26 protein-coding genes are annotated in these 25708 nt (G+C 70.8%); 12 read left to right on the top strand and 14 right to left on the bottom strand.

The genetic code is table 11. The features are described from left to right. Positions 1-74 precede the first annotated feature (74 nt). Positions 75-377 carry a DUF4235 domain-containing protein gene (locus AB0M63_RS23715; RefSeq protein ID WP_355911106.1) on the top strand — a complete coding sequence of 101 codons (303 nt, stop codon included), beginning with the start codon at positions 75-77 and terminating at the stop codon, positions 375-377. Positions 378-383: 6 nt separating this feature from the next. Here AB0M63_RS23715 and AB0M63_RS23720 read toward each other — a convergent pair whose 3' ends face one another. Next, the gene (locus AB0M63_RS23720; protein WP_355911103.1) at positions 384-776 is read right to left on the bottom strand and encodes a VOC family protein; all 393 of its coding nucleotides are present in this window, start codon (positions 774-776) and stop codon (positions 384-386) included. Positions 777-947: 171 nt separating this feature from the next. On the opposite strand from AB0M63_RS23720, the gene AB0M63_RS23725 reads away from it, so the two are divergent. Then, positions 948-2387, top strand: coding sequence for a VCBS repeat-containing protein (locus AB0M63_RS23725; protein WP_366020775.1), 1440 nt, complete (start codon positions 948-950; stop codon positions 2385-2387). Positions 2388-2394: 7 nt separating this feature from the next. On the opposite strand, the gene AB0M63_RS23730 is transcribed toward AB0M63_RS23725, so the two are convergent. Both AB0M63_RS23730 and AB0M63_RS23735 read right to left on the bottom strand, forming a co-directional pair. Then, positions 2395-2859, bottom strand: coding sequence for a pyridoxamine 5'-phosphate oxidase family protein (locus tag AB0M63_RS23730; protein ID WP_355911097.1), 465 nt, complete (start codon positions 2857-2859; stop codon positions 2395-2397). A gap of 16 nt (positions 2860-2875) precedes the next feature. Beyond that, positions 2876-3595, bottom strand: a complete 720-nt coding sequence (locus tag AB0M63_RS23735) for a TetR/AcrR family transcriptional regulator (RefSeq protein ID WP_366020776.1) — start codon at positions 3593-3595, stop codon at positions 2876-2878. 134 nt (positions 3596-3729) lie between these two features. Here AB0M63_RS23735 and AB0M63_RS23740 point away from each other — a divergent pair, with 134 nt between their 5' ends. The 4 genes from AB0M63_RS23740 to AB0M63_RS23755 all read left to right on the top strand — a co-directional run bounded on the left by AB0M63_RS23740 (position 3730) and on the right by AB0M63_RS23755 (position 9094). After that, entirely contained in the window at positions 3730-5220 is a 1491-nt protein-coding gene (locus tag AB0M63_RS23740) for an APC family permease (RefSeq protein WP_355911090.1), read from the top strand. Positions 5221-5239: 19 nt separating this feature from the next. Beyond that, positions 5240-6871: an amidohydrolase gene (locus AB0M63_RS23745; RefSeq protein ID WP_366020777.1), complete on the top strand. Its 1632-nt coding sequence runs from the start codon at positions 5240-5242 to the stop codon at positions 6869-6871. Positions 6872-7049: 178 nt separating this feature from the next. Continuing rightward, positions 7050-8081: a 7-epi-alpha-eudesmol synthase gene (locus tag AB0M63_RS23750; protein WP_355911082.1), complete on the top strand. Its 1032-nt coding sequence runs from the start codon at positions 7050-7052 to the stop codon at positions 8079-8081. 167 nt (positions 8082-8248) lie between these two features. After that, a complete protein-coding gene (locus tag AB0M63_RS23755) occupies positions 8249-9094 on the top strand; it encodes an alpha/beta hydrolase (RefSeq protein ID WP_355911079.1) in 846 nt (281 codons plus the stop codon). A gap of 77 nt (positions 9095-9171) precedes the next feature. Here AB0M63_RS23755 and AB0M63_RS23760 read toward each other — a convergent pair whose 3' ends face one another. The 5 genes from AB0M63_RS23760 to AB0M63_RS23780 are packed head-to-tail and all read right to left on the bottom strand — an operon-like array spanning position 9172 to position 13498. Then, entirely contained in the window at positions 9172-10425 is a 1254-nt protein-coding gene (locus AB0M63_RS23760; protein WP_355911076.1) for a cytochrome P450, read from the bottom strand. After that, positions 10422-11027 carry an ATP/GTP-binding protein gene (locus AB0M63_RS23765; protein ID WP_355911073.1) on the bottom strand — a complete coding sequence of 202 codons (606 nt, stop codon included), beginning with the start codon at positions 11025-11027 and terminating at the stop codon, positions 10422-10424. Before AB0M63_RS23765 ends, AB0M63_RS23760 begins: the two co-directional genes overlap by 4 nt. Beyond that, the gene (locus tag AB0M63_RS23770; RefSeq protein ID WP_355911070.1) at positions 11008-11379 is read right to left on the bottom strand and encodes a DUF742 domain-containing protein; all 372 of its coding nucleotides are present in this window, start codon (positions 11377-11379) and stop codon (positions 11008-11010) included. The genes AB0M63_RS23765 and AB0M63_RS23770 overlap by 20 nt, the downstream gene beginning before the upstream one ends. Then, on the bottom strand, positions 11376-11786 hold the full coding sequence (locus AB0M63_RS23775) for a roadblock/LC7 domain-containing protein (RefSeq protein ID WP_019057749.1): 411 nt from the start codon (positions 11784-11786) through the stop codon (positions 11376-11378). Before AB0M63_RS23775 ends, AB0M63_RS23770 begins: the two co-directional genes overlap by 4 nt. Further along, on the bottom strand, positions 11783-13498 hold the full coding sequence (locus AB0M63_RS23780; protein WP_366020778.1) for an ATP-binding protein: 1716 nt from the start codon (positions 13496-13498) through the stop codon (positions 11783-11785). The genes AB0M63_RS23775 and AB0M63_RS23780 overlap by 4 nt, the downstream gene beginning before the upstream one ends. Positions 13499-13754: 256 nt before the next feature. Here AB0M63_RS23780 and AB0M63_RS23785 point away from each other — a divergent pair, with 256 nt between their 5' ends. Both AB0M63_RS23785 and AB0M63_RS23790 read left to right on the top strand, forming a co-directional pair. Then, complete coding sequence (locus AB0M63_RS23785; RefSeq protein ID WP_355911344.1) at positions 13755-14117, top strand: DUF1304 domain-containing protein; 363 nt, start codon at positions 13755-13757, stop codon at positions 14115-14117. Beyond that, positions 14114-14677, top strand: a complete 564-nt coding sequence (locus tag AB0M63_RS23790; RefSeq protein ID WP_317771495.1) for a TetR/AcrR family transcriptional regulator — start codon at positions 14114-14116, stop codon at positions 14675-14677. The genes AB0M63_RS23785 and AB0M63_RS23790 overlap by 4 nt, the downstream gene beginning before the upstream one ends. 7 nt (positions 14678-14684) lie before the next feature. On the opposite strand, the gene AB0M63_RS23795 is transcribed toward AB0M63_RS23790, so the two are convergent. Continuing rightward, positions 14685-15512 (bottom strand): hypothetical protein, encoded by an 828-nt coding sequence (locus AB0M63_RS23795; protein ID WP_366020779.1) that lies wholly within the window; start codon positions 15510-15512, stop codon positions 14685-14687. Positions 15513-15570: 58 nt separating this feature from the next. Continuing rightward, complete coding sequence (locus tag AB0M63_RS23800; protein WP_366020780.1) at positions 15571-16518, bottom strand: helix-turn-helix domain-containing protein; 948 nt, start codon at positions 16516-16518, stop codon at positions 15571-15573. A 71-nt stretch (positions 16519-16589) separates the two neighbouring features. Here AB0M63_RS23800 and AB0M63_RS23805 point away from each other — a divergent pair, with 71 nt between their 5' ends. Continuing rightward, entirely contained in the window at positions 16590-17540 is a 951-nt protein-coding gene (locus AB0M63_RS23805) for an NADP-dependent oxidoreductase (RefSeq protein WP_366020781.1), read from the top strand. 67 nt (positions 17541-17607) lie between these two features. Here the strand turns inward: AB0M63_RS23805 and AB0M63_RS23810 are convergent, their stop codons facing one another. Continuing rightward, entirely contained in the window at positions 17608-18714 is a 1107-nt protein-coding gene (locus AB0M63_RS23810) for an NAD(P)-dependent alcohol dehydrogenase (protein ID WP_366020782.1), read from the bottom strand. A 25-nt stretch (positions 18715-18739) separates the two neighbouring features. Next, on the bottom strand, positions 18740-20194 hold the full coding sequence (locus AB0M63_RS23815; RefSeq protein WP_366020783.1) for an aldehyde dehydrogenase family protein: 1455 nt from the start codon (positions 20192-20194) through the stop codon (positions 18740-18742). 115 nt (positions 20195-20309) lie between these two features. Between AB0M63_RS23815 and AB0M63_RS23820 the strand changes: the two genes are divergently transcribed. Then, complete coding sequence (locus tag AB0M63_RS23820; protein WP_355911045.1) at positions 20310-20759, top strand: MarR family transcriptional regulator; 450 nt, start codon at positions 20310-20312, stop codon at positions 20757-20759. Between the two features lie 81 nt (positions 20760-20840). Beyond that, the gene (locus AB0M63_RS23825) at positions 20841-21278 is read left to right on the top strand and encodes an anti-sigma factor antagonist (RefSeq protein WP_366020784.1); all 438 of its coding nucleotides are present in this window, start codon (positions 20841-20843) and stop codon (positions 21276-21278) included. Here AB0M63_RS23825 and tuf read toward each other — a convergent pair. Together tuf and AB0M63_RS23835 are read right to left on the bottom strand one after the other, a co-directional pair. Further along, entirely contained in the window at positions 21271-22464 is a 1194-nt protein-coding gene (tuf, locus tag AB0M63_RS23830) for an elongation factor Tu (protein ID WP_355911038.1), read from the bottom strand. The genes AB0M63_RS23825 and tuf overlap by 8 nt on opposite strands. Positions 22465-22519: 55 nt before the next feature. Beyond that, positions 22520-23473, bottom strand: coding sequence for a ribose-phosphate diphosphokinase (locus AB0M63_RS23835; RefSeq protein ID WP_366020785.1), 954 nt, complete (start codon positions 23471-23473; stop codon positions 22520-22522). Between the two features lie 195 nt (positions 23474-23668). Here AB0M63_RS23835 and otr(A) point away from each other — a divergent pair, with 195 nt between their 5' ends. Next, the gene (gene otr(A) / locus AB0M63_RS23840) at positions 23669-25528 is read left to right on the top strand and encodes a tetracycline resistance ribosomal protection protein Otr(A) (RefSeq protein ID WP_366020786.1); all 1860 of its coding nucleotides are present in this window, start codon (positions 23669-23671) and stop codon (positions 25526-25528) included. Positions 25529-25708 lie beyond the last annotated feature (180 nt).

Consider the following 25708-nt stretch of genomic DNA (forward strand, 5'->3'; position numbering starts at 1 on the left):
CACCCCCTACCGAAGCCCCGGTTTCGATGACACCGTCGGAGTGCCGACCCGCTCGCCAGCAGATGGAGGCCCCCGTGGCCAAGAACAAGAAGAAGCAGCTCCCCCTCGTCTACAAGCCCGTCGGCATCGTCCTGGGCCTGGTGAGCGGCGCCCTCGCGGGACGTGCCTTCCGTGCCACATGGAAGGCGATACGGCATGAGGACAACGCCCCCGACCCGCTGGACCGGGACCGCGGCTGGGCCGAGATCCTGCTCGCCGCCGCGCTCCAGGGCGCCCTGTTCGCGGTGGCGCGCAGCGCGGCGGACCGCACGGGCGCGAAGGCCATCGAGCGCTCGACCGGGATCTGGCCCGCGCAGGACAAGGGCGGCCGGGAGTGATCCGGCTCAGCCCTGTTCGGTCGCCGCGGGCGGCACCGGCCGGAGGGTGAAGGAGTGGCCGGCCGGGTCCGCGTACACCCGCTCCTCGTACGGGCCCGGCATGTCCTTGGTCTCCAGCGGGCGTCCGCCGAGGCCGACGATCCGGCGCTCCGCCTCGTCGAGGTCCTCCACCAGGAAGTCGAGGTGGACCTGCTGGTTGTTCTCCGCGCGGGGCCAGCTCGGCGGGGTGGCACTGACGTCCCGGCGGAACGCCAGCCGGGTCCCGTCGGCACCCCTGATCTCCACCTGGTCGAGTGTGATGTCCGTCTGTTCGCCGTCGAGCAACTCCGTGTAGAACACGGCGAGTTTCTCCGGCTCGATCGCGTCGAGCACCACGAAACTGGCGTTCACGAGTGCCATGGGTCAGTCCTCCGAGGGTTCGTGCGCGCAAGGATCGAGTCCGGTGCCACGCACCCAACGGATATCCCCGTTCGGCGAGTTGATGCCGACGACCGGTTCCGATCGACGAACGGGCAACAAGTGCACGGCCGTTCTGATACAGGTGTGACGCCGGATGCGAGAGTGGGGCGGATGAAGCCCCGTACCGCCCTAGTGGCCCTCGCCGTCTGTACCGTGCTCGCCCCGCTCAACGGGTGCGGCAGCGGCACCACCGCCCGAGAACCCTCGCCCTCCCCGACGAAGCCGACAACGGCCGCCACGAGCAGAACGCCCGTTCAGGGCAAGGGTTCCAAGGACCCCGACGACCTCAACGGCGACGGGCATCGCGATCTCGTGGTGCCGGTTCTCCTCGGCGGCGACGGGGGCTACACCGTCGACGAACGGGTCGGTGTGGTCTACGGATCGGCCAAGGGCCTCGACCCGTCGACGCGCACGGTCCGCGGGAGCGACGACCTGGGCCTGCCCGCACCTGGCAAGCAGATGTCCGCGCCGAAGAACTCGGTGGCGGTCGCGGACGTGACCACCGCCGATCTGGACGGCGACGGTTTCCCGGACTTCGTCACCACCGTCCAGGGCGCGATGACGTCGGACAACCATGTCACCGCCCCGCGCACCGCCCCGTACATCACCTGGGGCGGGTCCACCGCGCGGACCTCCGCCACACCGGTTCAACTACCGCGGAGCGCGACGGCGTTGGGCATCCGCTCCGTGGTGCGCGGCGACTTCGACGGCGACGGGCACCACGATCTCGCCGGGCTCGCCTACAACCAGTCCTCCCTCGTGGTGCTGTACGGCCCCTTCACACGCTCGGGTGTGCCCGCCCGCACCGATACGAGCCTCCCCTGGGCGGACGGCGAACTCATCGCCGATGCCATCGTTCCGTCCGGCACACCCCGCGCCACCTCGCTGCTGCTGCACGCGGTGAGCGACGGCGAACAGTCCGGCAACACGCTCTACACGGCCCACCGTGGTTCTCAACTGTCCATGCCCGGACGGGAGTTGCGGCGCGGTAACGCCCACGCGTTCGGCGACTTCGACGGCGACGGACAGCGCGATGTGGCCGTCGGCGACGACGGCGGCCGCAACGACGAGCCCGGCTACGAGACCGAGCCGGCCGAGGTCGACGGCTCGCTCGCCGTTTATCCCGGCGACGGCGGCGCGCCGGTGACATACCGCCTGCCCGAGGCACCCGAATCTCTGCGCACCGACTACGGGCCCGGCGGCTACACCGCCGCCGACCCGGACGGCGACGGCCGTGACGGCATCCTCGTCGCCACGTACGAGGGCGCCACGCTCATCGACGGCACCCGGCGCACCACCGTCCTGCGCAACGGCCCCGCCACCGCGTCCGGCAAGAAGATCCCGGCGAAGTGGCGGCACGCCCGGCCCGTGGGAGCCGCCGACTTCGACGGGGACGGCAAGGACGAACTGATCCTGAACTGGGGCGGCGACGCCAGGTTCGGCCTCTACGGCGAGCGCCCCACGCACTGGTGGATCACGGACGGCACGGCGTCCGAGGACGAAACGTCGTTCACGACGACGGACTTCGCCCCACGTTCCTCGTCCAAGTAGAACGGGGTCAGTCGGCCACCAGCCACTCCCCGTCGCGCATCAGGTCGCGCCCCTTGAGCTCATTCGCCTCCCGCCAAGCCTGCACCCGCTGCGGAAGGACCCTGAAGTAGCTGTACGCCGTGGTCAGTTGACGCGGGTCGAAGCCGGTCTTCGAGGCGAAGATCTCGGCGTCCTCCTCGGGCAGGTCGGCGGCCGTCAGCATCGTGACGGTGCCCTCGATCATCACCAGGTCCCGAGTGGGCCCGATGCCGAGCCGCGCGACGCCGGTCGCCGCGAGGTTGCGGCCGGTCGGACTCGCGGTCGGGGTGGCGAACAACAGGGTGGAGCCGTCCCACACGAACGACAGCGGCACGAGATAGGGCGCTCCCCCGCCCTCCCCGGCGGTGGCGACCCAGGCGTCCTCATCGTGCTCCAGCCGACGGAGAGTGTCCTGCTTGCGCTGCTTCGCGGTGCGTGCGGGCTCTTGAGTCATGGGCCCAGTCTGCCGCTCAGCCCTCCCGCGCCGCACGGATCTCGGCGAGCCGCGCCGCCGCCGCGCTCAGCAGCAGGTCCAGGGCCGCCGGGTAGGAGCTGTGCCGCATGGTGGCCACGAGATGGCGGGACGTGGCCGCGATATGCGGGTGGGTGTCGGCGGGCAGCCGGGCGTACATCGCCTGCCACACGGCGGCCTCCGCCTCGCGGGCGGGCTTCGGCAGCACGGTGTTCGCGGAGTCGAGGGCGCCGAACGCGAGGGCCTGGTCGACGTAGGCGTGGTAGATCCGTACCGCCTCGGCATCGGGGAAACCGGCCCCGCGCAGCACCCCGAGGATCGTCTCCACGGCCTGGATCTCGTGCTCCCGCCCGGTCACCCGGTAGGAGCTGAGCACCGCCGCCCCGGGGTGCGCGAGCGCCCCGGCGTGCATGCGCAGGCCCAGGTCCCGCAGGTCGGCCCGCCAGTCGCCGGTGGGACGCCAGGTGCGCAGGGTGCGGCCGATCAGCTCGTCGGCGACGGCCAGCATCAGGTCGTCGGTGTGCCGGAAGTAGCGGTACAGGGAGCTGGGGTCGGCGCCGAGGGCCCGGCCGAGGCGGCGAACGGAGAGAGCGTCGGCGCCGTGTTCCTCGATCAGCCGGAGGGCGGTCTCGACGATCAGTTCCTCGGACAGCACCACGCCCTGCTTGGTGGGGCGTCTGCGCCGCCGATCGGCGGCCGGGACGACACGGTCGCCCATACGGCACCTCCTCGCTGCTCGGGTCCGGGTGCCCGCACCTTATGACAACACCGTTGACCTGTTAAGGGCGCGGGCAGTTTCATGTGCGTTCACCGGGGCCGTCCGGGCCCCCCGGTGCGAGCGGAGAGCACGCCATGATCGACACGCCACCCCCGTCGGGGCCCGCACTGCGCAAGTCCCTCGGTCTGCTGGACGGCGTCGCCATCGCCGCGTCCAGCACGGCCGCGACCACCAGCATCGGCATCGGTCTGGGCGTGACCGCCGGAGTGGTCGGGCTGCATCTGCCGGCCATCATGCTGCTCGCGTTCCTGCCGATCCTGGGCATCGCGGGCGCCTACTCCCGGCTCAACAAGGTCGAGCCGAACGCGGGCAACGGCTATGTGTGGGTGGGTCGTTCACTCACTCCGTGGCTCGGCTTCCTAGTCGGCTGGGTGAACATCGTCGCGACGATCGCGTTCCTCGCGTACACCACGGCGGTCACCGGCTCGGCCATGATCCAGCTCGCCGGGGAGGCCGGACTGCACCGGCTGGCCGGGCTCGCCCTCGACCCGGGCTCGACGGCCCAGACCACCGCCGTGGGCATCGTGGTCCTGGTCGCCGTCACCCTGACCGCGGTCACCGGCGTCCGCACCGCCGCCCGCCTCCAGACCGGCCTGCTGGTCTTCGAGTACGTCGTCCTGCTCGGCTTCTGCGGCTACGGCATCGTCACCGGCCCGCATGCCTTCAGCCTGAGCTGGTTCGACCCCTTCGCGATCCCCTCGGCGTCCGCCCTCGCACAGGGCCTGCTGCTGTCGGTGTTCTGCTACTGGGGCTTCGAGGCCGCGTTCACCGTGAACGAGGAGGTGCGCGACCCGCGCGACGCGTCCCGGGCCGGGCTGATCACCCTGGTGACGATGCTGGGGCTGTTCCTGCTCGGCTCGATCGCCTTCCAACGGGTCCTGTCCGAGGGCGAGTTGGCGGGCCACGGCGCCGAGGGCCTGGCGTACTTCGGCGACCGGCTCGCCTCCCAGCCGCTGGCCGCGCTGCCGCTGGTCGCGCTGATGTTCTCGGCGGTCGCCTCGCTCCAGGCCGGTGTCATCCCCACCGCCCGCGGCATGTTCGCGATGAGCCGGGACCGCACCCTCGGGCCGGTCTGGTCCAAAGTCAGCTCCCGCTACGGCACTCCGGCGGCCGGCACCCTGCTGATCGGCGCGCTGGCGGCGGCGGTCGCGGCACTGGCGCTGGTGATCCCCCGCCTCGCCGACATGATCATGGCCACGGTGAACGCGGTGGGGATCGTCGTCGCCCTCTCCTACGCGCTCACCGCCCTGGCCGCCGCCGTACGGTTCCGCTCGCTGCTGCGGGAGGACTGGCGGCAGGGCGTGCGCGCGGTGGTGCTGCCCACGCTGAGCGCGCTGGCCCTGCTGGGACTCGGCGGCTACCTCTGCTGGTCCTTCTACACCTCCACCGACCACCTCGAACTCAGCGCGGACAACGGCTGGTTCCTGCTGCTCACCCCGGTCGCGATGATCGTGTCGGGTTTCGTGGCCGCCGCCTGGGCGAAGTGGGTACGCGGGTCGTCCTACTTCCACTCCGGGGAGGGCACCGACGCCGACGCCCCGCACCTGCTCGCCACCTCCGGCTGAACCCCCAAGGAAACGGATCATGCACGCAGATCTCCTCTTCACCAACGGCCCCGTCCTCACCCCCGGGGGCCGCACGGCGACCGCCGTGGCCGTCACCGGCGACCGCATCACCGCCGTAGGACACGACGAGGTGCACGACCTCGCCGGGCCGGACACCCAAGTCGTCGATCTGGCGGGGCGGTTGCTGTTGCCCGGGTTCCAGGACGCGCATGTGCATCCGGTGCCGGCGGGGCTGGAGCTGACCCAGTGCGATCTGACGCGGGCGAAGACGGCCGAGGACACGCTTGCCGCCGTGCGTGCCTATGCGGACGCGCATCCGGAGCGGAAGTGGATCACCGGGGGCGGGTGGTCGATGGAGGCGTTCGAGGGGGGTACGCCGACGAAGGAGCTGTTGGATTCGGTCGTGGCGGACCGGCCGGTGTATCTGCCCAACCGGGACCATCACGGTGCCTGGGTCAACAGCCGTGCGCTGGAACTCGCGGGCATCACGCGGGACACGGCCGATCCGGCGGACGGGCGGATCGAGCGGAACGCGTCGGGGGAACCGTCCGGGACGCTCCAGGAGGGGGCCATGCAGTTGGTCGGCCGGCTCACGCCGCCCACCACCCCGGCCGACCGACTGGCCGCACTGCTGCACGCACAGCGGCATCTGCACGCGCTCGGCATCACGGCCTGGCAGGACGCGATCGTCGGGAAGTTCGCGGGGATGGCCGATCCGTCGGACGCGTATCTGACGGCCGCGCGCGACGGCTCGCTCACCGCACGGGTGGTCGGCGCGCTGTGGTGGGACCGGGAGCGTGGGGCCGAGCAGATCCCCGAACTCGTCGAACGGCGGGCCGCGTTGAGCCACGGCCGGTTCCGCGCGGGCAGTGTGAAGCTGATGCTGGACGGGGTCGCCGAGACCGGTACCGCCTCCCTGCTGGACCCCTATCTCGACAAGTGCGGCTGCACCACGGCCAATCGGGGCACCGACTTCATCGACCCGGAGCAACTGCCCAAGTACGTCACCGAGTTGGACGCGCTCGGTTTCCAGTGCCACTTCCACGCACTGGGCGACCGGGCCGTACGCAACGCGCTGGACGCGGTCGAGGCGGCGCGGGAGACGAACGGGCCGAGTGACACCCGGCCGCATCTGGCGCACCTTCAGGTGGTGCACCCCGACGACGTGGCGCGGTTCGCGCGGCTCGGCGCGGTCGCGAACATCCAGCCGCTGTGGGCCGCGCACGAACCGCAGATGGACGAGCTGACGATTCCCTTCCTGGGGCCCCAACGCGCCTTGTGGCAGTACCCGTTCGGGGCGCTGCTGCGCTCCGGTGCCACCCTCGCGGCGGGCAGCGACTGGCCGGTCAGCAGTCCCGATCCGCTCCAGGGCATCCATGTCGCGGTCAACCGGGTCGAACCCGGAAGCGCGGGGCCGGTGTTCCTGCCGGGCGAGCGGCTCGGGCTCGCGGAGGCCCTCACGGCGTACACGGCGGGTTCGGCGTACGCGAACCATCTGGACGACACCGGCCGGGTGTCGGCGGGGGCGTTGGCGGATCTGGTGGTCCTGGACCGCGACCCGTTCGCCGCTCCGCCGGAGGAGATCGCGGAGACGAGGGTGGCGCTGACCTATGTGGGAGGGGTGGGAGTGTACGCAGCTCAGGAGGCGTGAGCAGTAACGGAGATCACGACCGGGGCACCGCGTAGATCATTTACGCTCTGGGCAGCCTCGTACCGCTTCTCGGTCCAACTTTCGTACCACGAAGCGTAGTTCGAGGTCGCGGGCGGTCGTACGGACCGCCCGCTCGCAGTGGGGGGACTCCCGTGTTCCGTCTCCCGAAAGGAAGCGCATGCCTCAGGACGTCACCTTCGATCTCCCCTTCGACACTCCCGTCAGCGATCATCTGGAGTACGCCCGGGCCCGTCATCTGCGCTGGATCTGGGACATGGGTCTGGTGCGCAGCCAGGCCGGGTTCGAGGAGTACCGGTCGTGGGACCTCCCGCAGGCCGCGGCCCGCACCTATCCGCACGCGTCGGCCGCCGACATGGTCGTCCTGATGAACTGGTTCTCGCTGGCGTTCCTCTTCGACGACCAGTTCGACGCGAACCGGCCCGACCGCGCTGATCGAATACTGGAGGTCGCGCGGGAGCTGATCGTGACGCCGCTGCGCCCGGCGGGCAGCAGGCCCCGGGTGGTCTGCCCGATCACCGTGGCCTGGGCCGAAGTGTGGGACCACCTCTCGGACGGCATGTCCCTGACCTGGCGGACCCGGTTCGCGGCGTCCTGGGGGCGGTTCCTGGTAGCGCACTGCGAGGAGGTCGACCTGGCGGCCCGGGGTATCGCCGGCACGCTCGACCTCGACGAGTACACGGAGTTCCGGAGGCGCACGGTCGGCATCCACCACAGCATCGACGCCGGGGAGCGCAGCAGCGGCTTCGAGGTGCCGGCCCAGGTGCAGGCGCATCCGCTGATGGAACGCATGCGTGACCTCGCCGCCGACACCATCGGGTTCATGAACGACATCCACTCCTTCGAGCGCGAGCGGCGCCGGGGCGACGGCCACAACCTGATAGCCGTGCTCCACCGCGAACGCGGCTGCTCCTGGGAGGAGGCGGCCGAGGAGGCGTACCGGATGACGAACGCGTGCCTCACCGAGTACCTCGAACTGGAGGGCCGAGTCCCGCGCATGTGCGAGGAGTTGGGCCTGGACGAGGACGAGCGGATCCGGGTGCGGAAAGGCGTCGAGGCCATCCAGCACTGGATCAACGGCAACTACGAGTGGGCGCTGGTGTCGGGTCGGTACGCGGCGGGGAAGGAAGGGCCGGCGGTCGCGGCGGAGTTGGCGGGGAAGGGCTCGGTGGACGACCTGCTGGCGGTGTGAGGTGAGGGTGCTGCCCGGCCGTGCCGTCCGGTCGGGCAGCACCCTCAGGATGTCGTCGCACCCGGCGGCCGGGCCGCCGGCCCCGGAATCTAGGTCACATGACGGATGCCCCCGCGAAAGCGCTGCTCATAGGGTCCAGAGCAAGCCACACCGACCTGAGGAGCCCCATGAGTACCGATGTTTCCCGGCGTCACGTACTGGCCGCCGGAGCGGCGCTGGCCGGGTCGGCGGCGCTGATCGCGGGAGCGGAAGGAACAGCCGCCGCAGCCCCGGGCGGTGCCGGTGAGGAGAGGCCGAAGGTGAAGCCCACGATCGTCCTGGTGCATGGCGGGTACGCCGATTCGTCCTGCTGGAACGCCACCGTCGAGGAGTTGCAGGAGAAGGGCTACACCACGGTCTGCGGGTCGAACCCGCTGCGGGGAATTCCGACCGACGCCCCGTACATCGCGAGTCTGCTGGACTCCGTCAGCGGACCGGTCGTCCTCGTGGCGCACTCCATGGGTGGCACGGTCATCACGAACGCCGCCGCCGGGAAGGCCAACGTCAAGGCGCTGGTCTACATCGCCGCGTTCGTTCCCGACGTGGGCGAGACGCAGGGCGAGCTCATCACCAAGTTCCCCGGCAGCGAGGTCGGGCCGGTGAGCGTGCCGGTCCCGTACACGAAGGCCGACGGCACGACCGGAACCGATCTGTATCTGGGCAAGGACGGCCAGGCGGCCTTCGCCGCCGACCTGTCCACCGACGCCTTCCGGGTCCTGCAAGCCACACAGCGGCCGTTCGACGCCGATTCCTTCACCTTCCCGACCACGGCCGCGGCATGGAGGACCATCCCGTCGTGGGGGCTCGTCGCCGGCCAGGACAAGGCGATCCCGCCGGCCTGCGAGCGCTGGATGTACAGCCGTGCGAACGCGCGAAAGATCGTCGAAGTGCCGCGCTCCTCCCACGTGGTGATGATCAGTCACCCCAAGGCCGTCGCCGATCTCATCCTGGACGCCGCCAGGACGGTCGGCTGACGCTCACGACGAGTGCCCCGGCCCACCGCCATGGACCGGGGCGCTCGCCCCCGGTGCGCGAGGCCGTGTCGGCGCCCTCACACCGTGAACTCGACCGGCAGACCGTCCAGTCGGGACTCCCACGTCGACGCCGTGGACGTCAGTTCCTCCGCCTCTACGGCGAGTCGCAACCCCGGCAACCGATGCAGCAGCACATCCACGCCGACCTCGATGATCGCCTGTCCGATCCCCTGCCCGGGACACTCGTGCGGCCCCGAACTGAACGCCAGATGCGACTGGTTGCCCTGCACGGACACCTCCGCGTCGGGCCGGACCTCCGGATCGACGTTGCCCGCGGTCAGGCCGAGGACGAGCAGATCGCCCTCCTCGACACGGTGGCCGCCGAGTTCGAGATCGGCCGAGGCGAAGCGGCCCGGCAGGACGGCCAGCGGCGGGGTGTCCCACATGACCTCCTCGACGACGGCCGAGATGGTCAACTGACCGCTGACCAGGCCGGACAGCCGCGAGGTGTCGGTGAGGATCCGCTCCAGCACCCGCGCCAGCAGATTGCTGGTGGTGGTGTGCGCGGCGATCAGCACCAGCCGCAGATGCATGACGACCTCTTCCGCGTCGAGTCCCGCGGGGTGCCCGAGGAGCGCGGTGGTGAAGTCGGAGCCGGGCTCGGCCCTTTTGCGGTCGGCGAGTTCACCGAGGATCTCGATGATGCGGTCATTGTGCAGCAGGGCGTCCTCGCCGCCCTTGAGGACCTGCGCGCTGGACTCGACGAGCCGGTTCCCGTCCGCCGCGGGGAGCCCCAGGATGCGGGTGAGGACGAGCATCGGGAGGTACTCGGCGTAGTCCGCCACCAGATCGGCGCGGCCGGTGCCGGCGAACGCGTCGATCTGCTTGTTCGCGAAGTAGGTGGCGTGCCGCCGGACGCCTCGGCCGGACGCGGCGAGCAGTCCGTCGGTCACCGCGCCGCGCAGCCTGCGGTGCGGCTCGCCGTCCTGCGAGACGCAGTCGGGACGCCAGCCGACCATGGGGATCAACGGCGAGGTCTCCGAGACCCGGCCCTCCCGCCACTCCCGCCACATCCGAGCGTCCCGGGTGAACTGGCGGGGGCTGTCCAGCACCCGCCGGTTGTCGCGGTAGCCGAGCACCAGCCAGGCGGGCACGTCGCCTTCGAGCAACACCGGTGCCACGGAGCCGTGTTCCTTGCGCAGCCGCTCGTAGATGCCCCGCGGGTCGGTCGCCGCCTCCGGCCCGTACAGCCGGGTGAGATCCTCGCCCGAGCCGTGGTCGACCGGGCAACCGCGCGGGGCGTCGGGGCCGTTTAAGGTCTGGTCGTTCATCGGCTCTCCAGTGCGACGGCCGAGCGGTCCTTCAAGTGCCGTATCAGCGCGACCAGTACGTCACGGCTGGAGGAGCGGTCACGGGCGTCGCAGGCCACGACCGGGATGTCCGGGGCGATGTCCAGGGCGTCGCGGATCTCGTCGACCGGGAACCGCGGGGAGTCGGGGAAGACGTTCAGCGCGATGACGAACGGCACGTCCTGCCGCTCCATCTCCTCGATCGCCCGGAAACTGGAGGCGAGCCGGCGGGTATCCACCAGGACCACCGCGCCGAGCGCGCCCTTGAACAGCCCGTTCCACAGGAACCAGAACCGCTCCTGGCCGGGCGTCCCGAACAGGTACAGGACCAGTTCGTCGTTGATGCCGATCTTGCCGAAGTCCAGGCTGACGGTGGTCTGCGTCTTGTCGGCCACCCCGATGAGGTGGTCGACGTCGACGCTCGCCTGGGTGAGGGTCTCCTCGGTGGTGAGCGGCTTGATGTCGCTGACCGAGCGGACCATCGTGGTCTTCCCGGTGCCGAAGCCGCCGGCGATCATCACCTTCACCGAGCGAACACCGTCACCGGCCGCCGAGCCGGGTCGGTCAAAGCCTTTGAAGTCCACTGAGTACCTCCTCAAGGAGCGCGAGGTCGGGCCCGCGGCCGGCGCCGTGCGCCGGGATGGGGTCACGGGCTTCGACGCGGTCTGCCTCCAGCAGATCCGCCAACAGCACCGCGAGAATGTTGAAGGGGAGCCCGAGGTGGGCGCCGAGTTCGGCCACCGACAGCGGCTCGCGGCAGCGCCGGAGGATCTCCTCGTGCTCGTGCTGCATGCCCGGTACGGGTGCGGTGCGGGAGACGATGAGGGTCGCCACGTCGAGGCTCGACGCCGAACCGCCCGGTCCGCTGCGTCCTCCGGTGAGGACGTAGTAACGCTCAAGGCCGGACGGGTCAGTGGGCCGGCGGGGAGCACTCATCCAGAGTGCTCCTCCAGGCGGGCGGTGGTGCCGAGGAGTTCACCCATCCTGCGGGCCAGGTCCCGCATCTGGTGTCCGAGCAGGCCCTGGTCGAGGCCTTCGCGGGCCAGTACACCGAGATAGGTCTCCACACCCGCGCGGACGACGAAGAGATGGCCGCCGTCGACCTCGATCATCGCCAGCCTCAACTGCCCCGCGTACTTGGGGAACTGCTCGGCCACCGGCTGGGCCAGCGCCTGCAGGCCGGCCACCACGGCGGCGAAGCGGTCCACGTCGTCGGGGTCCTCCGCGCCGAAGGAGGTGATCGCCTTGCCGTCGCTGGAGGCCACCAGGGCGAAGCGGATCTCCGGGATGCTCTCCACCAGATCGCGGAGCGCCCAGCTCACGTCGGTTCCCTGCTGCGTCATGTGGACTTGTCGCTCTCTTCAGTGCTGTGCTCGGTGGACTCACGGCCTGCGGACGCCGTTTCCTCCGCTGTCCCTGTGGTCTCCCGTCCGGCGGTGGCGAAGGCGGCCAGGCCGGTGAAGGAGGCGTCGGGCGGGACGACGGAGACGGCCAACTCCCCAGTCCGCCCGGCCGGTTGGGCCCGCGCCGTCTCGCCGCGTTTGCTACGGCGCCTGGGCAGTCCGCCGGGTGTGGTGTCCTCCGCCGGGACGGTTTCGGCCGGAGTCCCGGCGCCGTTCCGCACACGTGTCACCGCGGCGGTCGCGGCGGCCTGGAACGACGGGGTGCCGGTCACCGCGGCCGGGGGCAGTTGGCTGAAGTACTTGTGCGGGACCACGACGACGACCGAGGTGCCGAGCCAGGGCGAGTCGGCGAAGGTGACACGGATGCCGTAGCGGCGGGCGAGGGTGCCGACGACGCGGAGCCCGATGCTGGCGTCCTCCGAGATACCGCCGAGCCCGGATCCGCCGCCGGTGCCCGCCAGGGCGTGTTCGGCCTCGCGCTTGGACTCCTCGCTCAGGCCCTTGCCGGAGTCCTGGATCTCGATGCCGACGCCGTTGGGCACCTCCTTGCCGGAGACGATCACCGGCTCGGTGGGCGGGGAGTAGCGGGCCGCGTTGTCCAGGAGGTGCGCGAAGATCAGCGTGAGGTGGTCCACCAGACCACCGTCGACGCCGAGTTCGGGCAACTGGCGTACGTCGACCCGCTGGAAGTCCTTGATCCGGCCGATGCCCCCGCGTACCACACTGAGCAGTCGCTGCGGTTCCTGCCACTGCCGGCCGGGGCGGTCCGAGCCGCCGAGCACACCGACGCTCGCGGCGAGACAGTCGGCGGGGCCGATCTCCTGGTCCAGCTCCATCAGACCGCGTGCCACGGCGGGCAACCGCCCGTGCTCGCCCTGCAGTTCGTGCAGCCGGCCGCGGAGCTTCCCGGTCAGTACGTGGATGCGGTTGCCGATACTGATGACGGCCTGCTCGGCGGCGGTGGAGCGGTTGAACTCCTCCTCCACGCCGATGAGCGAGATCCGCAGCACCTTGCGGAGTTCGGCCTGCAGCTCGGCGCTGACCTTCGCGCACTGGTTCGCGACCGGCAACAGGTCGTCGATGGCGTCGCCCGCACGCAACTGCCGGAGCGCCTCGGGGAGTTGCTCGTCGGCGAGCCTGGCCACCGCGCCGAGCTGGTGGGCGAGGCGCTCCTGCCACACCTCGTCCTGGTCGGCGAGCCGGGTCTCGAAGGACTCGGCCTGCGCGGTCAGCCGCTCCTCGTACGCCCGTGCCTGCTCGGTGAGTTGTGCCTCGTAGGCATCGGAACGGTCGGCGAGCTGGGCGTCGTAGGCGCCGGCGTGCTCGGCCAACTGCGCCTCCAGGGTGGCGCGTTCGGCGCTGAACTTCCGCTCCAGGCCGGTCACGTGCTGCTGCCACTGCTGGGAGTGCTCGGCCTGCGCGGTACGGAAGCCGCTCTCAGAACGGCGCAGTTGAGCCTGGGTCCGGACCAGCAGTCGTACGCACACGGCACTGGCCGCGGTCGCCGCCGCTCCGGCGACGGTCTCGGTTATTCGCTCCGGGCTCATGAACGTGGCGGCGACGGTTCCGCCCCCTAAGGCCAGTGGCATCAGCCACCAGCCGTACCAGGCGCCAGGGGCCCGCGCCGCCGGTGGCGGAGTGGCGAGTTCCATCTGCATCCTTCGAAGCGACACGAACGAACAGGGGTGTGCGAGGACAGACCGCACTCAGGAGGACGACCACGAGCCGACCGGTCACGATCACGTCAACTCGCTGCGCCGCAGGGGAGCTTATCGGGTTTGAACCGTAAAAGATCAACCTCACGGCCCTGTGGAAGTGAGGGTTCCGTCACTCTCCGGAAAGTCTGAACATGGACATGTGTCCAGGTACAGTGGACACCTGTCCAAGACGACGAGGGGTCTGCTGATCATGGAAACGCTCGCGAACGTGCTGGTGGGGCTGGTGGCCGCGCTGCATCTGTACATCCTGGTGCTGGAGATGTTCCTGTGGCAGAAGAAGCCCGGGCGGGGTCTGCACGGTTTCGACCCCGAGATGGCCAGAGCCACCGCGCCCATGGCCGCCAACCAGGGCCTGTACAACGGCTTCCTCGCCGCGGGTCTGATCTGGGGCCTGATCGCCGCCGATCCGACCGGCTTCCGCGCCCAGGTGTTCTTTCTGAGCTGTGTCGTGGTCGCGGGTGTGTACGGCGCGGTGACGGCGAACCGGCGCATCCTGTTCGCGCAGGCGCTGCCCGGCGCGCTGGCCCTGGCCGCCGTCCTGATCGCCCGGTGAGCCGCGCCGAGCCCGAGGACCGGCGGGCCGCCCGCACCCGGGCACGGCTGCGTCAGGCGCTCCTCGACGAGTGCGCCGAGCACCCCTTGGAGGAGGTCGGCGTCGCCGCGCTGGCGCGCCGGGCAGGGGTCGGCCGGGCCACGTTCTACGTCCACTACGACGGCCTGGAAGCGCTTGCGGTCGACGCCTGCGCCGATGTCGTACGGGAGGCGGTGGAAGCGCTGCACGCCTGGCGCGGCCGGCCCGACCCGGTGCACGCGCCGCCCGCGCTGCCGGAGTTCTTCGCCGGGCTGCTCCCCCACGCGGCCCTGTACCGCGCCCTGTTGAGCCCGGGCGGCGGCGGTCCGCTCGGCCGGGTGCTGCACCGGGACCTGCGCGCCTACAGCCTGCGCGAGCGTGAACTCGCGGGTGCGGCGGACGCCCCGCTGGTCGCCTCGGCGGTCGCCGGGACCTTCGGCGGGGTCCTGGCCGACTGGCTGCACGGGCTGTTGGAGGGCACGGCGGAGGAAATCGCCGACCAGGTATGGCAGTTGCTGGTCGCCCTGCACATGAGCCGGTGACAACGGCTCACTGACAGGCCACGCCGGTCTTCACCAGCGGCCAGGCCTCCACGCCGTCGGGAGTGCGGACGTAGGCCTTCGACGCGTCGGCCGTGAGCCACAACTGCCAGTGGCGGTACCGGTATCCGGTGTCGCGGGCCGTCGCGGGCATCGGGACGTCGCCGTCGTAGGGGGCGGTGAGCATGCCGGACGGCAGCACCCCGTCCGGATCGCGGGCGTACAGCCTGCCCTTCTCGCCCTGGCCGGTCTGCAGGAAGTGCGCCTTCTGCCAGTCGCAGTGCGCGGCGCCGACCGAGCTGCTCACCCGGGTGGTCGGCACGCGATGCCCGTCCCGGTCGGTCCAGATCTCGTACCCCTGTGCCTCGGCGAAGCCCGCCGGGAGCTCGGCCGGGTCGCAGGAGGCGCTGCTCTCCGGGCCCCAACCCGGCCTGTTCTTCTGGTCCTTGGCGACCACGACGGCGACCTTCGTACGACCGTCGACGTCGTACGAGAACAGGACGCGCCCGCCCTCTTCACGCTCGACGCGATAGCCGGTGCGCGGCACGTCCGGCTGCTCGATGTCGAAGTACGCCCGCAGGCCGCCCTCGGGGGTCTTGCCGCCGTCGCCCTTGCTCCACGCCTCGGCGCCGTCGCCCGAGTACATCTCGCCGTCGCACTCCAGCGCCCGGCCCGCGGCGCCCCACTCGTCGGAGCCGGTGGCCGGCACGTACAGCGGTCCGGCGTAGGGCGTGGCCGGCGGGGTGCCCGCGACCACGACGTCCGCCCCGTCCTCGGCGCCACATCCCACCGCAGTCGCGGCCACCAGCGCGGCGACCGCCGCGAGTCCTCTGCGCATGACCCACCCCCCTAGCGTGTTGTTCCTACGACGTGCGGGTGGCCCGGAACGTTCGGGATCAGCGGGTTTCCTGGAAGGTACGCCGGTATGCCTGCGGGGACACCCCGATGGCCGCGTGCAGGTGCTGACGCAGGGACGCGCCGGTCGCGAAGCCGACGCGGCCGGCGATCTGGTCGACCGAGAGGTCGCTGGCCTCCAGCAGATCGCGGGCGCGGACGACACGCTGCTGGATCAGCCAGCGGCCGGGGCTGAGGCCCACCTCTTCGTTGAAGCGGCGGGCGAAGGTCCGCAGGCTCATTCCCGCGTGGCGGGCGAGATCGGTCAGCGCGAGGGGTTCGTCGAGGCGGGTGAGGGCCCATTCGCGGGTGGCGGCCGTGCTCGTGGCACCGGACTCGGGCACCGGCTGCCGGATGTACTGGGCCTGGCCGCCGTCCCGGAACGGGGGGACGACGCAGCAGCGGGCCACGAAGTTGGCCAGTTCGCTGCCGTGGTCCGTGCGCACGATGTGCAGGCAGACGTCGACGCCGGAGGCCGCTCCGGCGGAGGTGAGGATCCGGCCGTCGTGGACGAAGAGCACGTCCGGGTCGACCTCGACCTTCGGGTACTCGGCGCGGAGGCGGTCGGCGACATGCCAGTGGGTGGTGGCGCGGCGGCCGTCGAGGAGCCCGGCGGCGGCGAGCACGAAGGCGGCCGTGCAGATCGAGACGATCCGGGCGTCCGGGCGGATCCGGGCGAGGGCGTCGGCGATCTCGGCGGGGAGCCCGGTCGGGATGTGCGAGGTCGCCATGGAGGCCACCACGACCGTGTCCGCCGTTTCGAGGATCTCGGGTCCGTGGTCCACCGCGATCGAGAAGTCGGCGTTGGTGCGCACCGGCCGGCCGTCGACCGTGCAGGTCAGCACCTCGTAGCGGCCACCGGCCGCGCCGAAGATCCGGCTGGGGATGCCCAGTTCGAAGGGGTAGACGCCGTCGAGCGCCAGGACCACGACCCGTTCCACATGCTGCATGGCACGATTCTATCGAAGGTTGGCCATCGTGCCATTTTCTTGCCGTGCGGCGACCGGCAGGCTGGACGACCATGAGCACTGTGAACACGATGCGCGTCATCACTCAGCACGTCCTCGGCGGTCCCGAGGTCCTGGAAGAAGTCGAGGTGGAGCGGCCCGCGCCGCGCCCGAACGAGATCCTGGTCCGGGTGCGGGCCGCCGGGGTCAACCCCACCGACTGGAAGCACCGCGCCACCGGCGGTTTCCTCGGCGAGCCGCCCTTCGTCCTCGGTTGGGACGTCTCCGGTGTCGTCGAGGCGGTGGGCATCGGCGTCGCCCGTTTCTCGCCCGGCGACGAGGTCTTCGGGATGCTGTCCTATCCGTTCGGGCACGGATCGCACGCCGAGTACGTCTCCGCACCCGCCCGCTTCTTCGTCCTCAAGCCGGCCGGGATCGACCACGTCCAGGCGGGCGCGCTCCCTCTGGTCTCGCTGACGGCATGGCAGGCGCTGGTCGAGGCGGCCGAACTGCGTTCGGGACAGCGGGTGTTGATCCATGCGGCGGCCGGCGGGGTCGGGCATGTGGCCGTGCAGATCGCGAAGGCACGGGGCGCGTACGTGATCGGCACGGCGAGCGCGGGCAAGCACGACTTCCTGCGCGAGCTGGGCGTGGACGAGGCGATCGACTACCGGGAGACGGACTTCACCGAGGCCGTGAAGGACGTGGACGTCGTCCTGGACATACTCGGCGGCGACACCTCGCTCCGCTCGCTGCGGGTGCTGCGGCCGGGCGGAGTCGTGGTCTCGATCTCGCCGATCGGCAAGGAGGACTTCTACGAGGAGGCCGAACGGCTCGGGGTACGGGCGGTGCGTATGCTCGTCGACTCCGATCGCGCCCATATGGAGGCCATCGCGGACCTCGTCGAGGCGGGAAAGCTGCGCGCGACGATCGCCGGGACGTTCCCGCTGGCCGAGGCCGCCGAGGCACACGCGCTCGGCGGCACCGGCCGCACCGCGGGCAAGCTGGTGCTGACGGTCGACTGAGCCGGAGAACGGCCGGGCCGGCCCGCCTGTCGTAAACGGCTGCCCCAGTCGGAGGCGGTCGGCCCGGTCAGAAGGTGAGCACGGGCTTGATGGCCTTGCCCGCGCTCATGTCCCGCACCGCCTGGTCGATGTCCGCGAAGGGATAGGTCGTGATCAGGCGGTGCAGCGGGAGCCGCCCCTCCTTCACCAGTCGCACCAGCGCGGGGATGAAGCTCTGTGTCTCGCTGTCGCCGAGGGTGAGACCCTCGATGCGCTTCCCGGGGAGCAACCCGTTGACGTCCAGGGCGACTTCGCTGCCGAACGGCGGCGCCCCCACGACGACCAGCGTGCCCCGGGCGGCGAGCGCGTCGGCGCCCTGGCGGAGGACGGCGACACTACCGGTGGTCTCGACGATGCCGTCGGCACCCTGTCCGTCGGTCAGCACCGCGAGGGTCTCGCCGAGGTCGGCCTCACCGGCGTTGACGGTGTGGGTGGCGCCCAACTCCTTTGCCAGCAGCAGGCGTTCAGCGATCCGGTCGACGGCGATGATGCGGGTGGCGGGGGTGAGGGCGGCGGCCATCACGGCGGAGAGGCCGACCGCCCCGGCGCCGAGCACCACCACCGTGTCGCCGAGTCGCGGCTTGAGCACGTTCCAGACGGCGCCCACTCCCGTCTGAACTCCGCAGCCCAGCGGCGCGATCGACTCCAGCGGCACGTCCGGGTCGACTTTGACGAGGCTGCGCTCGTCGACCAACGCCCGCTCCGCGAAGGAGGATTGGCCGAAGAAGTGGCCGCCGAGGGGCTCCCCGTCCCGGCTGATGGTGCTGCTGCCGTCGGCGCGGCGACCGCCGATGAGGTTCAGCGGCAGCCAGGTCGCGCAGTAGGCGGGGTGGCCGCCCTGGCAGTTGCGGCAGTCGCCGCAGGACGTGAAGGACAGGACGACATGGTCGCCGGGTGCGACACCGGTGACGGCGGAGCCGACCTCCTCGACGACTCCGGCCCCCTCGTGACCGAGAACTCCGGGGAGCGGGAAGGGCAGTCCGCCGCTCGCGACGCCGAGGTCCGTGTGACAGAGGCCTGTTGCGACGACGCGGACGAGTGCCTCGTGCGGGCCGGGCTCGGCCAGCTCGACGTCGGTGAGGGTGAACGGTGCGCCGCCCGACTCGACGACGGCCGCGCGCGTGGTGGTGGACATCGTAGGAACTCCTAGGTGGTGGCGGTCAGTCGAGCGAGACGACGACGGACTTGGTCCGGGTGTACGCGGCGAGGCCCTCGGGGCCGTACTCGCGGCCGAAGCCGGAGTCCTTGACGCCGCCGAAGGGGACGGCGGGGTCGAGCATCGCCCAGTCGTTGACCCAGACGATGCCTGCCTGGAGCCGGTCCGCGATGCGGTGGGCGCGGGCGAGGTTGCCGGTCTGGACGCCCGAAGCCAGGCCGTAGGGCGTGGAGTTGGCGAGTTCGACGGCCTCGTCCTCGGTGTCGAATGGCTGCACGGTGAGAACCGGGCCGAAGATCTCCTCCTGGATGACCCGGGAGTCGCCCGCGAGGTCGGCGATGACGGTGGGCTTGTAGTAGTAGCCGCCGTCCAGATCGAGCCGTTCGCCGCCGCAGACGATGCGCGCGCCTTCCTTGCGGGCGAGGTCGACGTACTCCTCGACCTTCCGCAGGTGCTTCTCCCCCGCCATCGGTCCTACGACGGTCTCGGGCAGCCGGGGGTCGCCGAGCGGTACGCCGGGAACGGCGTCGGCGAGGATGTTGAGGAGGGTGCTGTAGACGGGGCGGGCCACCAGCAGGCGGGGACCGCCCATGCAGAACTGGCCGGTGTTGAAGACGAAGCCCTTGATGACCGCGCCGACGGCCTTCTCCAGGTCGGCGTCCTCGAAGACGATGTGAGCCGCGTTGCCGCCGAGTTCCATGGTCACGGGGGTGAGGTTCTCGCCGGCGACGCTCGCGGCGTGCCGGCCGACGGCGGTGGAGCCGGTGAAGGCGATCTTGTCGACGCCAGGGTGCCGCAGCAGGGCCTCGCCCGCGACCGGTCCGGCGCCGGTGACGACGTTGACGACACCGTCCGGGACGCCCGCCCGCTGGAGCAGTCCGGCCATGTAGAGGGCGCTGAGCGGGGTCTCGTCGGCGGGCTTGTGGACCACCGTGTTGCCGGCCGCGAGCGCGGGCGCGAGCTTCGAACCGGCCAGGATCAGGGGGAAGTTGAAGGGGGTGATCGCGGCGACCACGCCGAGCGGCTCGCGCTTGGTGTAGGCGAGCGCGTTGAGGGGGGTGTCGCGGGTGGCGCCGTCCAGGGAGTACGCGAGGGCGGCGTAGTGCTCGTAGTCGTTGGCCGCGTTGGTCACGTCGACGGCGTGGCACAGGGTGATGGGCTTGCCTACGTCGAGGCTCTCCAGCCGGGCGAGTTCGTCGGCGTTCTCGCGGATGAGTTCGGCGACGCGGTGCAGGATCCGACCGCGCTCGCGGCCGCTGCGCCCGGACCAGTGGCCGCTGTCGAAGGCCTCACGGGCGGCGCGGACGGCCGCGTCCACGTCGGCGGAGCCCGCCTCGGCGACCGTGGTGACGACCCGGCCCCGGGACGGGTCGACCACCTCGGTGCGCGCTCCGTCGGCTGCCTCGCGCCACTGCCCGCCGACGAACAGGCGGCCGGGTTCGATCTCGAAGGCGGTCATCGCCACTCCTCAGCATCGTTGCCAAGATTTCAACCAACAGGATTCCTGTTGGTTGCTCGTCTGGTCCGCAGTCTCATTACAGACAGGTTTCCTGTCAATGCTCTAGGCTGAATCCATGGTCGGCACCCAGGCAACATCCCAGCCAACGAAGGCACCCCCGTCCCTGCTGTACATGGTCAAGCAGGTGGAGCTGGTCGTCCGCTCGCACCTGGACGAGCTGGTCAGGCCGTACGGGATCACCGCACTCCAGTACACCGCGCTCACGGTCCTGGAGCGACACGACGGCCTGTCGGCGGCACAACTGGCCCGGGACTCCTTCGTCACCGCGCAGTCCATCGCCGACCTCGTCCGCTCACTGGAGGGGCGCGGGCTGATCCGCCGGGAGCGCAATCCGCGCAACCGGCGCGAGCTGCTGATCCTGCTGACCGGTGAGGGGCGCGATCTGCTGGCGGGCTGCGCGGAGCCGGTGCGGGAGCTGGAGGGGCGGATGGTGCGCGAACTCACGGCGCACCAGAGCGAGCAGTTCCGCCTGGCGCTGACCAAGGCCTGGCACGCCCTGTCGTAGGCCGGGCGCACGCTGGGGGCGGCCATGCCGCGCACATCACAGAAAGCTCTGGCTCGATTCGAAGACATATGTCAATCGAACATGCTCAAATTCACTCCATCGAGGGTAACTTGCAGGGCGGGGGCTGTTGGAGGGGATGTGGTCGTGCAGCAGGAACCCGCACCGCTCACCCGGTTTCTGCACATTCACCAGGAACGGGGGTTCACGGTGCTGGAGTTACGCGGCGAGATCGACATCGCCGCGGCGATGGAGATCATCCCGCATCTGGACCGGGTGACCGGCAGGCAGGGCGCACGGGTCGTGCTGGACCTGCGGCACGTCGAGTTCTTCGACTGCTCGGGCCTGCGCCTGCTCTTCCGTGCCCGGCTTCGGATGCTCGACCGGGGCGGCAGTCTGTACCTCGTCTGCACCCATCCGCTGACACTGCGCATCCTCCGGATCACCGGACTCGCGCAGCTGCTGCCGCCCCGCCCCACGCTGGACGCGGCCCTGGAGCAGGCGGAGACCACGCCTACCTGACAATGCGGGTGACCTGCCCCGCCCCCACCGTCCGGCCGCCCTCGCGGATCGCGAACTTCAGTCCTTCCTCCATCGCGATCGGCTGGATCAGCTCGACATGCATGGTCGTGTTGTCGCCCGGCATGACCATCTCGGTGCCCTTCGGCAGGGTCACCACACCGGTCACGTCCGTGGTGCGGAAGTAGAACTGCGGGCGGTAGTTGTGGAAGAAGGGCGTGTGCCGGCCGCCCTCGTCCTTGGAGAGGATGTAGGCGCGGGCCTCGAACTCCACGTGCGGGGTCACCGATCCGGGCTTGATGACGACCTGGCCGCGCTCCACGTCCTCGCGCTTGACCCCGCGCAGCAGCAGTCCGACGTTCTCGCCGGCCCGGCCCTCGTCGAGGAGCTTGCGGAACATCTCGATACCGGTGACGGTCGTCCTGGTCTTCTGCTCGTGGATGCCGATGATCTCCACCTCGTTGTTGACCTTCAGCACCCCGCGCTCGATCCGGCCGGTGACGACCGTGCCGCGTCCGGTGATGGTGAAGACGTCCTCGATCGGCAGCAGGAACGGCCGGTCCACGTCCCGTACCGGCTCGGGCACGAACTCGTCGACGGCCGCGAGGAGTTCGAGCACCGAGGCGGTCCACTCGGGGTCCCCTTCGAGGGCCTTGAGCGCGGACACCTTGACCACCGGGACGTCGTCGCCGGGGAACTCGTACTCGGTGAGCAGTTCCCGCACCTCCAGCTCGACCAGTTCCAGGATCTCCTCGTCGTCGACCATGTCCGTCTTGTTGAGGGCGACGACGATGTACGGCACGCCGACCTGCCGGGCCAGCAGCACGTGTTCCTTGGTCTGCGGCATGGGTCCGTCGGTGGCCGCGACGACCAGGATCGCGCCGTCCATCTGGGCGGCGCCGGTGATCATGTTCTTGATGTAGTCGGCGTGCCCGGGGCAGTCGACGTGCGCGTAGTGCCGGTGCTCGGTCTGGTACTCGACATGGGCGATCGAGATCGTGATGCCGCGCTGCCGTTCCTCGGGCGCCTTGTCGATCTGGTCGAACGGCGTGAAGGGGTTGAGGTCGGGATACCGGTCGTGCAGCACCTTCGTGATGGCCGCCGTCAGGGTGGTCTTGCCGTGGTCGATGTGACCGATGGTGCCGACGTTCACATGGGGTTTCGTCCGCTCGAACTTCGCCTTCGCCACGGCGAGTCCTCCTGATCGCCTCGGTGCTGCCGAGCGTTGCTCCGTCCCTTCCTGTCTATTCGTTCGGCGGCGCGTCGAACAGGGCGCTGACGGACTCGCCGTTGTGAATGCGGCGGACAGCCTCGGCGAGCGCCGGGGCGATGGACAGGATGCGCAGCTTCTCCGTGCGCTCCTCCTCGGGCACCGGCACCGTGTTGGTGCAGACGATCTCCAGTACGTCGGGCTGCTCCCCGATCCGCTTCAGCGCGCCCGCCGCGAACAGGCCGTGCGTACAAGCGACTCGGATCGAGCGCGGCCCCAACTCCCGCAGCCGGTCGAGCAGTTCGAGGACCGTGCTGCCCTTGGCGATCTCGTCGTCCAGGACGATGACGTCCCGTCCGGCGATGTCGCCGATGACGGAGCTGATGACGACCCGGTCGTCGGCGTACCGCTGCTTGGCACCGGCCGCCACCTGGGCGCCGATCAGCCGCGCGAACGCGGCGGCCTCCTTGGCGTTGCCGAGGTCCGGGGAGACGACGGTGGTGCGGGAGAGGTCGTACTGCCGGAAGTGGACGGCGAGTTCGCGCAGCGCGTGCAGATGGTCGACCGGCACCGAGAAGAAGCCGTGCACCTGCGGCGAGTGCAGGGTCATGGCCAGCACACGGCTCGCGCCCGCCGCGACCATCAGGTCGGCGACCAGCCGGCCGCCCATCGAGATGCGCGGGGCGTCCTTCTTGTCGGAGCGGGCGTAGGAGTAGTGCGGCATCACGACGGTGATCCGCCCGGCGGAGGCGCCGCGCGCCGCGTCGCACATCAACAGCAGCTCGACCAGGTTCTCCTGGACGGGTTTGACCAGCGGCTGGATCAGGAAGACGTCCCGTTCCCGGCAGTTGGCCTGAAGCTGCACCTCCAGGCAGTCGTTGGCGAACCGGCTGACGCGGGTGGGGCTGAGCGGTACACCGAGATGCGCGCAGACCTCCTTCGCCAACTCGGGGTGGGCACAACCGCTGAACACGGCGATGTCTCGCACGATCTGCTCCTCGCATGATCATTCCCGGCCGTGCCTCATGCTACTGACCCCGAAAACCGGTTGCGGACGCCCCGACGGCGCACGTCATGATGACCGCGTCCGTCCCCGCCCCACGTCAGGAACCCCAGATGCGCCGACTCCTCGGAATCCACCAGCCTTCCCACTGGACGACGGTTCTTGAGGACTCGACCACGCATGCACACCCTGAACATCGGAATCCTGGCCCACGTCGACGCCGGTAAGACCAGCCTCACCGAGCGGCTGCTGTTCGACCACGGCGCGATCGACCGGCTCGGCAGTGTCGACGCCGGTGACACCCGTACGGACGACGGCGCGATCGAGCGGCAGCGCGGGATCACCATCCGCTCGGCCGTCGCCGCCTTCACGTCCGGCGACACCCAGATCAACCTGATCGACACCCCCGGCCACTCGGACTTCGTCGCGGAGGTCGAGCGCGCCCTGGAGGTACTCGACGGCGCGGTCCTGCTGCTGTCCGCCGTGGAGGGCGTCCAGGCTCAGACGCGGGTTCTGATGCGGACCCTGCGCCGGCTACGGCTGCCCACGCTCGTCTTCGTCAACAAGATCGACCGGTCCGGTGCCCGCGCCGACACCCTCCTCACCGACATCCGGCGCCTGCTGACCCCGCACATCGTCCCGCTGACGGACGTGACGGACCTCGGCACACCCGGCGCCCGCGTCCGACCCCGGCCGCCCGGCGACCCGGACCTGGCCGAGGCACTCGCCGACGTCGACCCGGACATCCTCGCGGCCGTCGTCGACGGCCCGCACCCCACCCCGGACGACCTGCGCAAGGCCCTCGCCACCCGCACCGCCGACGGTTCGGTCCACCCACTCCTGTTCGGCTCGGCCCTCGGCGGCCAGGGCGTCCCCGAACTCGTCGAGCACCTGACCCGGCTGATCCCGGCCCCGACCACCGGCCCGGGCACCCCGAGGGGCACGGTCTTCGCGGTCCGTCCCGGCCCGGGCCGCGAACGGACGGCGTATCTGCGGCTCTACGACGGTGAGGTGGCCCCGCAGCAGCGGCTCACGTTCCGCCGGCACGGGGCGGACGGACGGGTCGTGGAGGTCTCCGGGCGGGTCACGCGTCTCGATGTGATCGGCCGGGCCGGCCCGCTCACCGCCGGGAACATCGGCGCGCTGACCGGCCCCAAGGACATCCGGGTCGGCGACCGCCTCGGTGAACTCACGGCACGGGCAACGCAGTTCGCGCCGCCGACCCTGGAGACGGTGGTCCGGGCACGACGGCCCGAGCAGTCGGCGGCCCTGCGCTCGGCCCTGCTGGCGCTGGCCGACCAGGACCCGCTGCTGCACGCGCGGCCGACCGACTCCGGGGAGACCGCGCTGCTCCTGTACGGCGAGGTCCAGAAGGAGGTCCTCGCAGCGACCCTGGTCCAGGACTTCGGCATCGAGGCCGACTTCGAGCCGAGCCGGGTGCGGGTCCTGGAACGCCCGGCCGGGACCGGCGAGGCCAGCGACGAACTGCCGTGGCACGACCACACCCGCTACTGGGCGACGATCGGGCTGCGCGTGGAACCGGGAGCGCGCGGCTCCGGCGGGGTCTTCACGTACGAGACCGAACTCGGCGCACTCCCCCGCGCGTTCCACCAGGCCGTCGAGGACACCGTCCACGCGACCCTGCGCCGCGGGCTGCACGGCGCGCCCGTCACGGACTACCGGGTCACCCTCACCAGGTCCGGGTTCGTCGCCCCGCTCAGCACGGCGGCCGACTTCCGGGGCCTCACCCCGATCGTGCTGCGCCGGGCGCTGCGGCTGGCACGGACGCGGCTGTACGAGCCGTACGTCGCGTTCGAGACAGAGGTACCCCTGAGCGCGCTCGCACCGGTGACCGCACACCTCGCCTCCTGTCGCGCCGAGTTCACGGGCACGACCGGAGGCGTCGACTCCTGGCTGATCACCGGCGAGCTGCCGGCCCGCCGGGTGCGGGAGATGGAACTGGCCCTGCCCGGCCTCACGCACGGTGAGGGAATGTGGTGGTCACGCCCGTCCGGTGACCGTGAACTGCGGTCCCACTGAGGGGTGTTGACCGGTGCGGGCGGGGCATCCGCGGCCAGTGTCACAGGACGGAGCGGACCGGACTCCGGATCGGTCACGGGACGCATGGGGTGACACGGCCGGGAAATGCTGACTGCGGTCATCCGGGTCTCCCGGCGGGCCGGAACTGTGACTTTCCACCCCTGTGCGCCCTCCGTGCTC

The sequence above is a fragment of the Streptomyces sp. NPDC051576 genome (assembly GCF_040681835.1).
In the GTDB taxonomy this organism is placed as follows: Bacteria; Actinomycetota; Actinomycetes; order Streptomycetales; family Streptomycetaceae; genus Streptomyces.